Annotated in this window: 14 protein-coding genes; 8 read left to right on the top strand and 6 right to left on the bottom strand. The window is 68.0% G+C overall.

The features are described 5' to 3' along the window. The 6 genes from AC3A6J_RS14225 to AC3A6J_RS14200 all read right to left on the bottom strand — a co-directional run. Nucleotides 1–3728: beta strand repeat-containing protein (locus AC3A6J_RS14225; RefSeq protein ID WP_487860597.1), on the bottom strand; the 3728-nt coding region annotated here is incomplete at its 3' end. Nucleotides 3729–3910: 182 nt separating this feature from the next. After that, nucleotides 3911–4672: an enoyl-CoA hydratase/isomerase family protein gene (locus tag AC3A6J_RS14220; RefSeq protein WP_487860596.1), complete on the bottom strand. Its 762-nt coding sequence runs from the start codon at nucleotides 4670–4672 to the stop codon at nucleotides 3911–3913. Next, complete coding sequence (locus tag AC3A6J_RS14215) at nucleotides 4669–5256, bottom strand: cysteine dioxygenase family protein (RefSeq protein WP_487860595.1); 588 nt, start codon at nucleotides 5254–5256, stop codon at nucleotides 4669–4671. The genes AC3A6J_RS14220 and AC3A6J_RS14215 overlap by 4 nt, the downstream gene beginning before the upstream one ends. Then, nucleotides 5256–6422 carry a CaiB/BaiF CoA transferase family protein gene (locus tag AC3A6J_RS14210; RefSeq protein ID WP_487860594.1) on the bottom strand — a complete coding sequence of 389 codons (1167 nt, stop codon included), beginning with the start codon at nucleotides 6420–6422 and terminating at the stop codon, nucleotides 5256–5258. Before AC3A6J_RS14210 ends, AC3A6J_RS14215 begins: the two co-directional genes overlap by 1 nt. Before the next feature lie 59 nt (nucleotides 6423–6481). Further along, the gene (locus AC3A6J_RS14205) at nucleotides 6482–6988 is read right to left on the bottom strand and encodes a nucleoside deaminase (RefSeq protein ID WP_487860593.1); all 507 of its coding nucleotides are present in this window, start codon (nucleotides 6986–6988) and stop codon (nucleotides 6482–6484) included. After that, entirely contained in the window at nucleotides 6985–8349 is a 1365-nt protein-coding gene (locus tag AC3A6J_RS14200) for a nucleobase:cation symporter-2 family protein (protein ID WP_487860592.1), read from the bottom strand. Before AC3A6J_RS14200 ends, AC3A6J_RS14205 begins: the two co-directional genes overlap by 4 nt. A 101-nt stretch (nucleotides 8350–8450) precedes the next feature. Here AC3A6J_RS14200 and AC3A6J_RS14195 point away from each other — a divergent pair, with 101 nt between their 5' ends. The 8 genes from AC3A6J_RS14195 (at nucleotide 8451) to arsH (ending at nucleotide 13866) form a co-directional block, all read left to right on the top strand. Next, nucleotides 8451–9365: a LysR family transcriptional regulator gene (locus AC3A6J_RS14195; RefSeq protein ID WP_487860591.1), complete on the top strand. Its 915-nt coding sequence runs from the start codon at nucleotides 8451–8453 to the stop codon at nucleotides 9363–9365. 78 nt (nucleotides 9366–9443) lie between these two features. Then, a complete protein-coding gene (locus AC3A6J_RS14190) occupies nucleotides 9444–9770 on the top strand; it encodes an ArsR/SmtB family transcription factor (RefSeq protein WP_487860590.1) in 327 nt (108 codons plus the stop codon). Between the two features lie 53 nt (nucleotides 9771–9823). Then, nucleotides 9824–10291, top strand: a complete 468-nt coding sequence (locus AC3A6J_RS14185) for an ArsI/CadI family heavy metal resistance metalloenzyme (protein ID WP_487860589.1) — start codon at nucleotides 9824–9826, stop codon at nucleotides 10289–10291. A 46-nt stretch (nucleotides 10292–10337) separates the two neighbouring features. Further along, nucleotides 10338–10832 (top strand): arsenate reductase ArsC, encoded by a 495-nt coding sequence (locus AC3A6J_RS14180; protein WP_487860588.1) that lies wholly within the window; start codon nucleotides 10338–10340, stop codon nucleotides 10830–10832. Nucleotide 10833: 1 nt separating this feature from the next. Beyond that, a complete protein-coding gene (locus tag AC3A6J_RS14175; protein ID WP_487860587.1) occupies nucleotides 10834–11319 on the top strand; it encodes an arsenate reductase ArsC in 486 nt (161 codons plus the stop codon). Nucleotides 11320–11407: 88 nt separating this feature from the next. Further along, nucleotides 11408–12694 (top strand): arsenic transporter, encoded by a 1287-nt coding sequence (locus tag AC3A6J_RS14170; RefSeq protein ID WP_487860586.1) that lies wholly within the window; start codon nucleotides 11408–11410, stop codon nucleotides 12692–12694. Nucleotides 12695–12731: 37 nt separating this feature from the next. Beyond that, a complete protein-coding gene (gene arsC, locus AC3A6J_RS14165; RefSeq protein ID WP_487860585.1) occupies nucleotides 12732–13163 on the top strand; it encodes an arsenate reductase (glutaredoxin) in 432 nt (143 codons plus the stop codon). Beyond that, nucleotides 13132–13866 (top strand): arsenical resistance protein ArsH, encoded by a 735-nt coding sequence (gene arsH / locus AC3A6J_RS14160; protein WP_487860584.1) that lies wholly within the window; start codon nucleotides 13132–13134, stop codon nucleotides 13864–13866. The genes arsC and arsH overlap by 32 nt, the downstream gene beginning before the upstream one ends. Nucleotides 13867–13870 lie beyond the last annotated feature (4 nt).

Here is a 13870-nt window from a genome sequence, read left to right as displayed (position 1 = left end):
CCGGCCGCCACGGTGGTGCCGCCGGTGTAGCTGTTGGCGCCCGTGAGCGTGAGCGTGCCGCTGCCCACCTTGACGATCGAGCCGCCGGTGCCCGTGCCGGGCTGCGGGAAGAGGCTGCCCGTGTCGGAGATGGCGCCCGAGATCGCGTCGTTGGCATTCAAGCCGCCCAGCGCCAACTGCGTGGCGCCAAGCACCACCGCGCCGTCGCCCGCGAGCGAGCCGATCGAAAGGCCTGCCGGCGCCGTGATGCCCGACACGTCGACCTTGCCGCTACTCGCGTTGGTGATCGTCGCCGTGCCCGCGGACCCATTGCCCGCGAAGTACACCACGCCGCCGGCCTGGTTGTGGACCTTGGCCGTGCCTGCGGAGGCATCGAACGCGAAGCCCAGGAGGCTGTTGGCACCGACCGTTATGGCCGCGTTGCCTGCGCTGGCCGTGTCGGTGAAGACGACCGTCCCGCCCTGGTTGTCGATGGTCGCGCTGCCCGCGGTGCTGGCATCGCCGAACACCACGCCATTGAGGGTGCCGCCGAAGAAACCCTGGCCATGGAGGTCGATGCGGGCCGCGCCGGCCGAGGCCGTCTGCGCGAACCCGAGCGTGTTCGCGCTGTCGGCGCTGCCTGCACGCCCCACGGTGAAGTGGGTGCTGCCGGCGTTCGCCGAACCCGTGATCGCCACCTGCGTGCCATCGGTTTCCTGCCGCACGTCGCCGCTGCCGAAGGCGCCGTCCGCGTTGGCGATGATCGAGCCTCCGTCCCGCAGCAGCGTGCCACCGTCGTAGGTGTTCGCGGCATTCAGCACCAGCGCACCACCCACCCCGCCCGCGCCCCTGACCGTGAGGCCGCCGACACCGCCGATGGACCCGTTCGCGTCGAAACTGCCGCTCGCCATCTCGAAGGTCCCGCCGCCCGCGCCCAGCGTGATGGCGCGCGTGGAGGCCACCGTGCTGACCCCGGTGGCCACGCGCAGCGTGCCCCCGTCGAACGCCAGCCCGGTGCCGGCCACGCCCAGGTTGTGGTCCGCCGAGATCTGCAGGATGCCGCCCTTGACCGTGGTGCCCCCCGCGTAGGTGTTCGCGCCGCCCAGCACCAGCGTGCCGCCGTCTTCCTTCACGAGGCCGCCCGCGCCGCCGATCGCCGCGCCAATGCTCGCGGTCATGCCCGCGCTGGCCGCCGAGCCGTCGCCTACGCGAACCACGCCCAACGGTGCGCTGATCGTCAACGCATCGCCGTCGATGCTGTAGCCGTCGACCGCGAACTGCGCGCCGCCGATGCGCACCGCGCCATCGGTGCCCTTGTTGTCCACCGTGACGGCGCCGCCCGTGCCGCCGAAGATCGCGAAGCCGTCCTGGACCCAGCCTGCGTTCACCACCCCGTTCACGTCGGTCCAGTTGTCGCCGGGGCTGCCCGCGCGCCAGGTGCCCGCGCCGCCGGCGATCTTGCCGTCATTGAAGTTGGCAGGGTTGGCGCCGTCCCACATGTTGAGCGCGAGGCCGCCGGTGTTGACCAGGTTGATCTGGTTCGCGACGCTGGTCTGCAGCGCGAGGTAGCCCGGCGGCGTGGGCGCGCTGCCGATGGTCATCGCATTGGCGGTGAGTGCACCGGTGTAGTTGATGAGCCGGTAAAGGCCCGCGCCGAAATTGCCGCCGGCCGACTGGCTCACGTTGAGCGTGCCGCCGAGCGCGAGGTCGCCGTTGACGTTCAGCAGGTCGTTGAAAGCGCCGCCGACCACACCGGCCTGGCCGAGTTCCATGTCGAGCGACGAGCCCGCCGCGAGCGTCAGCGCTCCGGTGTTCATCGTGCCCACGCTCGCGCCCACCGACAGGCGTCCGCCCGCATTCACCACCACCGGGCCGGCCATGGCGCCGCTGCCGGCCAGGGTGGCACCCTTGCCCACGGTGACGGCGCCCAGGCCGGTGGCGCTGCCCGACGCATTGGCGATGCGCAGCGTGCCTTGCGCCACGAGCGTGCCGCCCGCGTAGGTGTTGGCGCCGCCCAGCACCAGTTCGCTCCCGCCGACCTTCACGATGGCGCCGTCGCCCGACACCGTGCCGCCGATCGACATCGCCGGGCCGGTGACCGTGAGCGTGCGGCCCGCGTCGATCGAGAAGGCATTGGCCAGCGCACGGGGTGCGTTGCCCGACAGGGCCACGTTGCCTTCGATGGACACCGTGCCGGCGCCCAGCGCGGTGTCGCTGCCGACCAGCACCGAGTTGGCCCCCAGGCGCGTGCCGCCGCCGTAGCTGTTGTTGCCCAGCAGTGACACCGCGCCGCCGACTGCGCGCAGGTCCAGCGCGCCCGCGCCGGACACCAGGCCGTTGAAGGTGACGCTGCCGGGCGCCTGCACCGCCAGCGTGCCGCCGCCCGCGAACAGGTCCACCGCGTTCAGCGACAACGCGGGAGCCGCGCTGGTGAGCGTGACCGGTCCGCCGATGCCCAGCGCCGCGCCGCCCAGCGCCGCTGCGCCCGTCAGTTGCAGCGTGCCCCCATAGGCCGTGATGCCGCCCGTGAAACCGCTGTTGTTGCCGCTCAGCGCCAGCAGGCCCGTGCCGAACTTGATCAGCGTGCCCGAGCCGCTGATGTCGCTGGCGACGTTGGAATCGAGGTTGTCGTTGAGGCGCAGTGCGGAGCCGGCGCCCAGCGACACCGTGCTGCCCGCCGCGCCCTGGAGGTTGCCGATGAGCGGCGTGGCGCCCGTCACCGTGTAGAGCTGCGAGCCTGCGGCCAGGCTCACCGCGGCATTGCCGCCGAACGTACCGCCGGCGCCGAAGCCCAGCGCACCTGCCTCGATCGAAGCGGTCCGGGGCCCGATCGACCGGTCGATCAACCAGTCGCCGCTGTCGACCTTGATCAGGTCGCCGCCGAAGTCGGTGATCCCCGACGCGGCCTGTGAATAGACCTGGGTGCCCGCGCCCGCCAACGTCAGCGTCGACCCCGCCATGGCGCCGATGCTGAGGTTGCCGACGATCCGGCTGCCGGTACGAAGCGTGACGCGCTGCACAAGACCGTGGTCGAGGGCGATGTGGCCTCGCAGCAGACCCCCGTTGTCGATCGTGAGCGACGTGGCTTGGCCGTAGATGCTGTATTGGCCCTCGATGGTGGAGCCGAAGGTATTGGTGATGTTTGCACTGCCGCCTCCGAAGCCGAGCCCGAGGTAGTTGCCCGTGCTGGTGATGCGGCTGTTGCCGGCATTCACGATCGTGCCGCCGCCGTACAGCAGGGCGCCGGCCAGGCCTTCGATCACGCCGCCGTTCGAGTTGGTCAGCGTGACCGGTCCACCGGTGACCTGGATCGCGCGATCGCTGGCAACGATCGAGCCGCCGTTGTTGTTGATTACCGCATTGCCTCCGGCCACCACGCCCGACGTACCGGTGACCGTGCCGGTGTTGTTGACCGTGACGTTGCCGCCGACGTAGACACCCCATGTGCCGTCGTTGAAGGTGCCGATGGTGCCGCTGTTGTTGATGATCCCGCCGTCGGCCACGCCCCGCCAGCCGGGGTTGGAACCGGTGCAATCGAGCGTGGAGCCGGTCAACGTGCATGCGGCCCAGGCGGGTGCCGTCATGGCGAAGCCCGCGGCCGCGAGCAACGGTCCGGCCATGCCCACTGCACGGCCGACGCGCGAGCGGGTGCTACTGCTGCTACGTTTTCCGCGCACGCGCGCGAGTTCCGAAGCTGCAACCCAAGCGCCGAGTGCGGCGTTCCAGACGGTGGTGAAAGCGATGTTCATTCACACGAGGCGCAACATGTGTGCCGAACCTGCGCAGGTGCACTGGCCGCGGAGGGCGCGCGCAAAAGACGTTATCTCCGCCGAACATCGTGGAAGATTGGCCAGACCGGGCCGGCCGTCTACCAGCCTGGCGTTGCGTGTTACGTAACGCCGACGGGTACCGTGACGTAACGCCGCGGCCCTCAGCCGCGCTTGTGTCCCGCCCGGTAGGCGGCGATGCGGTCGCGCAGGCCGGGCCGTGCGGCCGAGCGCACAAGGCGCACCAGGTCCTCGGCATCGCCAGCGTCGCCGCGCGGGCGGCGGGCGACGTCGATCGCCTCTTGGACGCCGCGCTGGGTGGGCGCGTCGAGCCGGCGTGAGCGGGCCGCCAGCTGCGCCAGCGCTTCGTCGAGCGCTTCGGGCGCCAGCCGGCGCGTGACCAGGCCGGCTTCGAACGCGGCGCCGTCGTCGATCGACATGCCGCCCTCGACCCAGGCGCGGGTGCAGGTAGCGCCCACGGTATCGGCAAGCCGTGCCGTGCCCAGCACAAGCCCGAAGGCTGCGCCCGGGAAGGCGAAACTGGTGTCGCCGACGGCCCAACGCTCGGCGCAGGCGCAGAAGATGTCGGCACCCGCGCCGATCGTGCGGCCGTGGGCGACCGCGAGCGTGGTGAACGGTGCCGCATGCAGGGCCTGCAGCAGGAGCTCCACGCGGGTGAAGCGGGCCAGCAGGCTGTCGTCCGTTTCGGCGTCGAGCCCGGAGAGATCGAAGCCGGTGCAGAAATGCCGCCCTTCGCCCGACAGCACGAAGAGGCGCACATTCGCCTCGCGCGCCACGTCGACGGCCTGCGTCAGTTCGGCCACGAGTTCGGCCGACAGCGCGTTGCCCTTGCCCGCACGCGCCATCACCACGTGCATCACGTCCTCGCGCTGATCGATGCGCAGCTGTCGCGGGGCGCTCGTCATGACTGCTCCCGTGCCCAGAGGTTGGGCGTCAACGCATTCGAGTAGCCGGACACGAAGTTCTTGCGCTCGCCCGCTTCCGGCACGAACACATGCCGCTCGATGCGCCCGATGTTGCCGCCGTACAGGTGGATGCTGATGGACACGCGGTCGGCGAATGCGTTGCGCACCACATGGATGTCGCCGAGGTCGGGCGAGACGATGTCGAGCTCGCCCGGGCGCAGCGTGACCTCGTCGCCCTGCGCGACCAGCCGGCCCTCGGCACCTGGCGCGTAGCGCTGGCCGCACTCCGCGCCGCGCAGCATGCCGATGATTCCCCACACGGTGTGGTCGTGCACCGGCGTCTTCTGACCCGGCCCCCAGACGAAGCTCACGAGCGAGAAGCGGTCGAGCGGATCGCCATACAGCAGGTGCTGCTGGTAGTACTGCGGATGGCTTGCCGTCATTGGCTCGGGCAGCCAGTCGTCCTCGGCGACGAGCGCACGCATCAACGGTGCCGCGCGTTCCAGCATCTGTGCCTCGCTGCGCGGACCTTCGTTGACGAGCCGCGTCATCGCGGCGACGAATTCGAGGAGCCGGGCGGCCATCAGGCGTCTCCCTGCGCAAAGCGCTGGCGGATCTCGGCTGTGTGCTCGCCGAGCGCGGGCGGCGTTCGCCGGATCGGAAAGCCCTTGCCGTTGAAGCGTATCGGCGAGGCGAAGGTTTGCGTCTGGCGGCCATTGGGGAGCGTCAGCGGCTGCACCCATTCCATGTGTGCGGTCTGCGGATCGGCCAACGCGGCGGCGTAGTCGTTGATGCGCGCGTGCGGCACGCCCGCGGCATGGAACGCATCGATCCAGTGGGCCACCGGCCGCTGCGTGAACACGGCCTCCAGGATGTCCTTGAGCGTGCCCTGGTTGCGCGCCCGGTCGGTGGTGCTGACGAAGCGCGGGTCGGACGCCAGTTCGGGCATGCCGACCACGCGGCAGACCTCGAGCCAGAGCTTGTGGTTGCCGGCCGCGATCGCAAAAAAGCCGTCGTCCGCCTGGAACGCCTGGTATGGCGCGTTGCGCGGATGCGCCGAGCCCAGCTTCACCGGACTGCGGCCATTGCCGAAGTACTCGCTGGTCTGCAGCGCCGCAATGCCCAGCGTGCAGCCGAACATTGGCACGTCGATGTGCGCGCCCTGCCCGCCTGCGCGCACGTTCGCCAGGGCTGCGGCAATGGCGAAGGCGGCATACAGGCCGGAGGCGAAGTCCGAAAGCGGCACGCCGCACTTGACCGGGGCACCGTCGGGCTCGCCGGTAACGCTCATCACGCCGGCCGCGGCCTGAACCGTGAGGTCGAAGCCACCCTCCCCCGAGCGCGGGCCGCTCTGGCCGTAGGCGGAGATCGAGCAGTACAGCAGCTGCGGCCGGCTCTCCGCGAAGCTCGCATAGCCCAGGCCCAGCCGGTCCATCACGCCGGGCCGGTTGTTCTCGACCAGCACGTCGGCCTCGAGCACGAGCTTGCGCGCCAGCGCCAGGTCGGCCGGTGTCTTCAGGTCGAGCGCCACCGAACGCTTGTTGCGGTTGAGCGCCGCGAAATTCTCGCTGTAGCCCTCGTTCAGCGGCGGCCACTGGCGCAGGCCGTCGCCCGCGGGCGGCTCGACCTTGACGACGTCCGCGCCCATGTCGGACAGCAGCATGGTCGAGAACGGGCCCGAGGCGGTGGAACAGAACTCGACGACGCGAACGCCGGACAAGGGCAATGGGGATGGCACGGGGAAAGTCATGGAATGGGCGACGCCGGGTCAGGGAAAGGTGCCGTTTTACCGCACCGCCCCGTGGCGCGTCAGCCCTGCTGCCAGAACCCGCGGTGCGGCGCCGCAGCCTCGTCTTCCAGCAGCGGCCCCAGCACCTCGACGCGGCGCTGGCCGCGTGCGAAGACTTCGCGGCAGGGCAGCGAGAAGGTCGGGTTCTCCGGATGATCGCCGGTGAGCCCGAGCAGCGTGTGCTCCGACAGCGCATAGACCACACGGCCGATGCCGGTCCAGTAGACCGCGCCCGCGCACATGCAGCAGGGTTCGGCGCTGGTGTAGAGGGTGCAGCGCAGCAGCTGCTCGGGCGTGAGCTTCCGTGCGGCCCGCGCCGCCGCCACCAGTTCGGCATGTTGGGTCGGATCGCCTTCGGGCGGCATCGAGTTGTTGCCCGCCTCGGCGACGACGTTGCCGTTTTCGTCGGCGACCAGCGCCGCGAAGGGATGCCGGCCCTGCGCTTTCGATTCTTCCGACAGGGCGATGGCCTGGCGCAGCAGTTCGAGTTCGCGCGGCTGAAGGATGGATGGGGCGGGCGTGGTCATGGTGTCGGTGTATGCAAGGGAGAAGTGGATGCGGAAGTGGATGATGCCGCGTGTGCGTCGCGGCCGCGGTTCAAGAGCAGGTTGAGCAGCACGGCCGTGATCGCGCAAAGGAAGATGCCGCTCTCGAGCACCAGCCTTGCGGGCCCGCTGGCCTGCGCGAAGAGCGCCGGAAAGGACATCGGCAGCACGCCGATGCTGACCGACACCGCAACCACGATCGCGTTGCGTGTTCCCTCGAAGCGCACGCGCGCGAGCTCCTGGATGCCGGCGACCGTCGTCATGCCGAACATCACGATCGCACAGCCACCGAGGACCGGCCGCGGCACCGAGGCGATGAGCGCGCCGAGCTTCGGGAACAGCCCCATCAGGACCATGATCAGCCCTGCGGTCGCCACCACGTAGCGGCTCTTGATGCCCGACAGCGCGATCAGCCCGGTGTTCTGCGTGAAGGCGTTGTAAGGAAAGCTGTTGAAGATGCCGCCGATCATGGTCGACAGCCCGTCGGCGCGAAAGGCATCGCCCAGCGTGGTCTGGGTGGCGGGGCGCCCGACGATCTGCCCGATCGCAAGGCAGTTGCCCGTGGTCTCGGCCATGATCACCAGCATCGCGAGCGTCATGATCAACGTCGGCACCAGGCCGAAAGTGGGCGCACCGAATGCAAAGGGCGCGCTGATCTCGAACCAGGCCGCCTGCGCCACCGGCGCGAAGCTCGTGAGCCCGAAGGCCGCGGCCAGCGCAGTGCCACCGGCCAGGCCGATCAGTACCGCCAGATTGCCGACGTAGCCGCCGAAGCGCGCATAGACGAAGAGCGTGATCGCCACCGTCGCGAGCCCAAGGCCCAGGTTAGCGGCGCTGCCGAAATCGCTCGCGTCCGGGTTGCCGCCGCCAAGCCAGATCGCCGCAGCGGGCATCAGCGTGATGCCGATCACGGTGATGAGGCTGCCGATCACCACCGGCGGAAAGAACCGCAGCAGCCGGCTGATCGCCGGCGCGAGCAGCACGGTGACGGCACCACCCGCAATCACGGCGCCGAAGACGGCCGGCAGGCCGTATTCCTTGCCGATCATGATCATCGGCGCGAGCGCGATGAACGAGCAGGCCTGCACCAGCGGCAAGCGGGCGCCGAAGCGCCTGAACCCGATCGTCTGGATCAGCGTCGCGACGCCGGAGGTCAGCAGGTTGGCATTGATCAGCAGCACGACCTGCGAAGCCGAAAGGCCAAGCGCGCTGCCGAGGATGAGCGGCACCGCGACCGCCCCCGCATAGAGCACCAGCACGTGCTGCAGCCCGTAGCCGGCCATCTGCCGGACGGGGAGGATCTGGTCGACCGGGTGAACGGCCACTGGGGAAGAAGTCTCCATCGAACGCGTCTCCTTGGTTTTTCTGGCGTCGCGATCTTCGGGGCGCTATCCGCCAAGTCCAAACTGATAACCATCGGCTTCTTCGATGGAACAATCCCGCCATGCGTTATTCCCTCGACCAGCTCGAAGTGTTCGCGGCCATCGCCGAGGCCGGCTCGTTCTCTGCCGCAGCGCGCCGGCTGGGCCGCACCCAGTCGTCGGTGAGCGCGGCGATCGGCAACCTCGAGGTCGACTTCGGCGTGGTGCTGTTCGACCGCGGCACCAAGGTCCCGACGCTGACCGAAGCCGGCCAGCGCCTCCTTCGCGAAACATCGGAGGTGCTGGACCGCTGCCTGGAGCTCGACCGCCACGCGCGCAGCCTCGGCGAAGCCGTCGAGCCGCGGCTCACGCTGGCGATCGAGGTGCCCTACAAGGCCGTGGTGCCCCCGCTCGCGGCTTTCGCGGAGCGGTTCCCGCTGGTGGACATCGACGTGCGCCATCCGCTCGAAGGCGACGTCAGCGCGCTGGTCCTGCAAGGCACTGCGCACCTCGGGCTGGCGTTCTCGCAGCCCGACTATCCGCGCGAGCTGGGCTTCGTGCAGATGGGCAAGCTCGTGATGTCGCACGTGGCCGCACGCGACCATCCCCTCGCCCGGCTCGCCAGCGTGAGCTTCACCGAACTGCATCGGCACCGGCGCCTGGTCTTCAGCGCCCACGGCGATCGACTGCCCAGCAGCGAATACCTGGCGTCGACGCGGCGCTGGCGCGCCGAGAGCCACCTGGCGCTGCTCGAGATGACGCGTGCCGGCCTCGGCTGGGCCACGCTGCCCCGTCAGCTGGTGCTGCGCGAGCTCGAGAGCGGCGACTTGGTGGAGCTGCGCCTGCAGGCCTATCCGCACACCGACTGGCTGGTCGGCGTCGACCTGCTGTGGAACAGGTCGCGCCCGCTCGGCAGGGCCGAGGGCTGGCTGCGCGATGAGCTGGCGCGGTTCAAGGTCTCGGAGACCGACAGCGCCGGCCACCCGACGACGTTCTGAGCGCGCCTTCGGAGAAGCTGCCGTTGTTCGAACGCTTGTCCGCTTGCTTGATTTCAATAGTTCGATGATAATTGAATAATGGAAGAAAATACAGTCGTACGTTCCTTGGCCGCACTTGCGCAACCGGTGCGCCTTCGCGTGTTTCGCGCCTTGGTAGTCGCCGGCCCCGAGGGCATGACGCCAGGCACGCTCACGGAAGCCCTGGACATTCCGGCAACGAGCCTGTCGTTTCACCTCAAGGAGCTCACGAACGCCGGCCTCGTTTCGCAAGAGCGGCAGGGGCGGCATCTCATCTATCGGGCGTCGTTCGATCAGATGAATGCGCTGTTGGCGTACCTCACCGAGAACTGCTGCCAAGGGCAGGCATGCGCCACGGAGCAGGTCGACGCTTCGTGTGCCTGCTGACGCTCGCGCACTTCATCTTGCCGCCCCGTCAACGTCCACCTAGGAGAGCCATCATGAAGCGTTTCCACGTTCACCTGCATGTCGATGACCTGAGCAAGAGCATCGCGTTCTATTCCAACCTTTTTGCGGCGGAACCTGCGCGCGTCGAGCAGGACTATGCCAAGTGGATGCTGGAGGACCCCAGGGTCAACTTCGCGATTTCCACGAGGGGCCACGGCACGGGGATCGACCATCTCGGCATTCAGGCCGAAGACGCGAGCGAGCTCGCCGAACTCAAGGTCCGCGCCCAGGCGGCCGACCGTGCACTTTTCGATGAGGGGGCGACGGTCTGCTGCTATGCCAAGAGCGAGAAGCACTGGGTCACCGATCCGCAGGGCGTGGCATGGGAGCACTACCGAACGATGGATGCCTCCAGGATCTTCGGCCAGGGCCGCGACCAGGTCAGCCAGCAGGTTCAAGGCGTGGCCTCGAAGGCGGCCGAACAGCTGGGTCTCTCGAAAAGCGCTTGCTGCACCCGGTGACGCTCAGCCGGCGCCTGTGCATCCATCAACCTGCAATCCACTCATCATGACCGACCGAAAACACAACGTCCTGTTCATCTGCACGGGCAACTCCGCACGTTCGATCCTGGCCGAGGGCATCCTCGAGCAGTTGAGCTCCGATCGATTTGCCGCCTACTCGGCCGGCAGCCATCCCAAGGGCGCCGTACATCCATTGGCACTGGCCACGTTGCGTCAGCTGCGCTATCGCGACACCGGCTACCGAAGCAAGAGCTGGGGCGAATACGCCAAGGACGATGCGCCTCAGATGGACTTTGTGATCACCGTCTGCGACCAGGCAGCCGGTGAGGTCTGCCCGATCTGGCCGGGGCAACCCATCAGCGCCCATTGGGGTCTTCCGGATCCCGCGGCGGTCGATGGCTCGGACGAGGTCAAGCATCGCGCCTTCATGGACGCCGCCGTCACGTTGAAACGCCGGATCGAATTTCTGCTCTCGTTGCCGCTCGCCAAGCTCGAGACCCTGGCCATTCAGCGTGAAGTGCGCGACATCGGAACCCGCTGACATGACGACGAATATCCTGATCCTCTGCACGCACAACTCGGCGCGCAGCGTGCTGGCGGAGGGCATGCTCAATCACTGGGCGCAAGAACTGGGTGTCGACGCGCGGGCCTACAGCGCCGGCAGCGCGCCCAGCGGCCGCATCAATCCGATGGCGATCGAGGTGCTTCAGAACGCGGGCATCGACACGTCGAGCTGCCGCAGCAAGAGCTGGGACGAGTTCACAGAGGCCGGTGCGCCCACCATGCGGGTGGTCATCACTGTCTGTGATAGCGCGGCGCAGGAAACCTGCCCCTATTGGCCCGGCTCGCCCGTGAAGATTCATTGGGGGTACCCCGATCCTTCCAATGCCGGGACGAACGCGGACGAGAAGCGGGAGGCGTTCGAATCCACCCGCCAGGCCATCGGCGAACGGATGCGCAAGCTGGTGCAGGTGCCCTTCGATACGTTGGACGACACGCAGCTGCGCGCAACCCTCGAAGCCATCTGATCCACAACGGCTCGATCTTCCGACCTCATGCAGCGGGCCGGCAGTGCCTGCTCGTGCATCGCCAATTCCAACCAAGAAGAACTCTCCAATGCTCGCGGCCATCCTGATCTTCATCTTCACCCTCGTGCTGGTCATCTGGCAGCCGCGCGGCCTCGGCATTGGGTGGAGCGCTTCGCTCGGCGCCGTGATCGCGCTGCTCTTCGGCGTCGTGCAACTCGCCGACATCCCGGTCGTCTGGGGCATCGTCTGGAACGCCACCGCAACCTTCGTGGCCGTCATCATCATCAGCCTGCTGCTCGACGAAGCCGGCTTCTTCGAATGGGCCGCGCTGCACGTGGCGCGCTGGGGCAACGGGCGCGGCCGGCTGCTGTTCGCCTTCATCGTGCTGCTGGGTGCCGCGGTTTCGGCGCTCTTCGCGAACGACGGCGCGGCGCTGATCCTCACGCCGATCGTGATGGCGATGCTCGTCGCACTCGGCTTCACGCCGGCGGCCACGCTGGCCTTCGTGATGGCAGCCGGCTTCATCGCCGACACGGCCAGCTTGCCGCTGATCGTCTCGAACCTGGTGAACATCGTCTCGGCCGACTTCTTCAAGATCGGCTTCAACGAGTACGCCGCCGTGATGATCCCGGTGAACCTCGCGGCCGTGGCGGCCAGCCTGCTGGTGCTGATGCTCTACTTCCGCCGTGGCATTCCGGCGAACTACGACGTGAGGCAGCTCAAGGCCCCGGTGGAGGCGATCCGCGACCCCGCCACCTTCCGGGCCGGATGGATCGTTCTGGTGCTCCTGCTCATCGGCTTCTTCGGCCTCGAACCCCTGGGTGTGCCGGTCAGCGCGGTGGCAGCCGTGGGCGCGGCCATCCTGCTCGCCGTCGCGGCGCGCGGGCACGTCATCAGCACGCGCAAGGTGCTGCATGGCGCGCCCTGGCAGATCGTGATCTTCTCGCTGGGCATGTACCTGGTGGTCTACGGTCTGCGCAACGCCGGGTTGACCGGTCAGATCGCCTCGCTGCTGGACGTCTTTGCGCAAAGTGGCGTCTGGGGTGCGGCGATGGGCACCGGGTTCCTCACGGCGGCGCTGTCGTCGGTGATGAACAACATGCCGACGGTGCTGATTGGTGCACTCTCCATCGATGCCTCGAACGCGAGCGGTATCGTGAAGGAAGCGATGATCTACGCCAATGTGATCGGCTGCGACCTGGGCCCGAAGATCACGCCGATCGGCAGCCTGGCCACGCTGCTCTGGCTGCATGTGCTCGCGAAGAAGGGCATGGTCATTGCCTGGGGCTACTATTTCAAGGTGGGCATCGTGATGACCATCCCCGTGCTCGCCGTCACGCTGGCCGCGCTGGCGCTGCGCCTCAGCGCAGGCTGAAACAAACCAGTCACCCTCCACACACGCTTGGTACCTCATGAGCGACATCACCATCTATCACAACCCCGCCTGCGGCACGTCCCGGAACGTACTCGCGCTGATTCGCAACACGGGCGAAGAGCCCACGGTGATCGAGTACCTCAAGACGCCGCCCGATCGAACCACGCTGAAGCAGTTGATCTCCGCCATGGGCACGCCGGTGCGCGACGTCCTGCGCCGGAAGGGAACGCCGTACGACGAGCTTGGCCTCGATGATCCGAAGTGGACCGACGACCAATTGGTCGATTTCATGCTGCAGCATCCGATACTCATCAATCGGCCGATCGTGGTGACGCCGCTGGGCACGCGCCTGTGTCGCCCCTCCGAAGCAGTGCTCGACATCCTGCCGCGTCCCCAACTGGGCGCGTTCTCCAAGGAAGATGGCGAAGCCGTGATCGATGCGAAAGGCCAACGTGTCGCCAAGCCCTGAACTCCCCAACCTCGATCCCGAGGCCTTTCACGAGCCGGATCTGCAGCGCTTGCTTCCCACCGTGCGGGCTATGCATGCGCCGCGCATCCTGCTGCTCTACGGTTCGGTGCGTGAACGCTCCTACAGCCGGCTCGTCACGGAAGAAGCGGCTCGACTGCTGCGCAAGATGGGCGCTGAGACGCGCATCTTCGACCCGCGCGGATTGCCCCTGCCGGACGGCGCACCGGAGGATCACCCGAAGGTCCAGGAGCTGCGTGATCTGGCGCAGTGGTCCGAGGGCATGGTCTGGTGCTCGCCCGAACGCCATGGCGCCATGTCCGGGATCATGAAGGCGCAGATCGATTGGATCCCGCTGTCCGTTGGCTCCGTGCGTCCCACCCAAGGCAAGACGCTCGCGGTCATGCAGGTGTCGGGTGGCTCGCAGTCGTTCAACGCCGTGAACCAGCTGCGCGTGCTCGGCCGCTGGATGCGCATGATCACCATCCCCAATCAGTCGTCGGTTGCCAAGGCCTTTCTCGAGTTCGAGGAAGACGGGCGCATGAAGCCCTCGCCCTACTACGAACGCGTGGTCGACGTCATGGAGGAGCTCGTGAAGTTCACGCTGCTCACACGCGACTGCGCAGACTACCTGGTCGACCGCTACAGCGAACGGCGCGAGAGCGCAGAAGCTCTTTCGAAACGCGTCAACCTTCGGAGCATCTGAGGGG

The organism is Variovorax sp. Soil_C_39 (assembly GCF_057656815.1).
The sequence above is the reverse complement of the archived record's forward strand: the minus strand, read 5'-3'. Positions and strand labels throughout refer to the sequence as shown.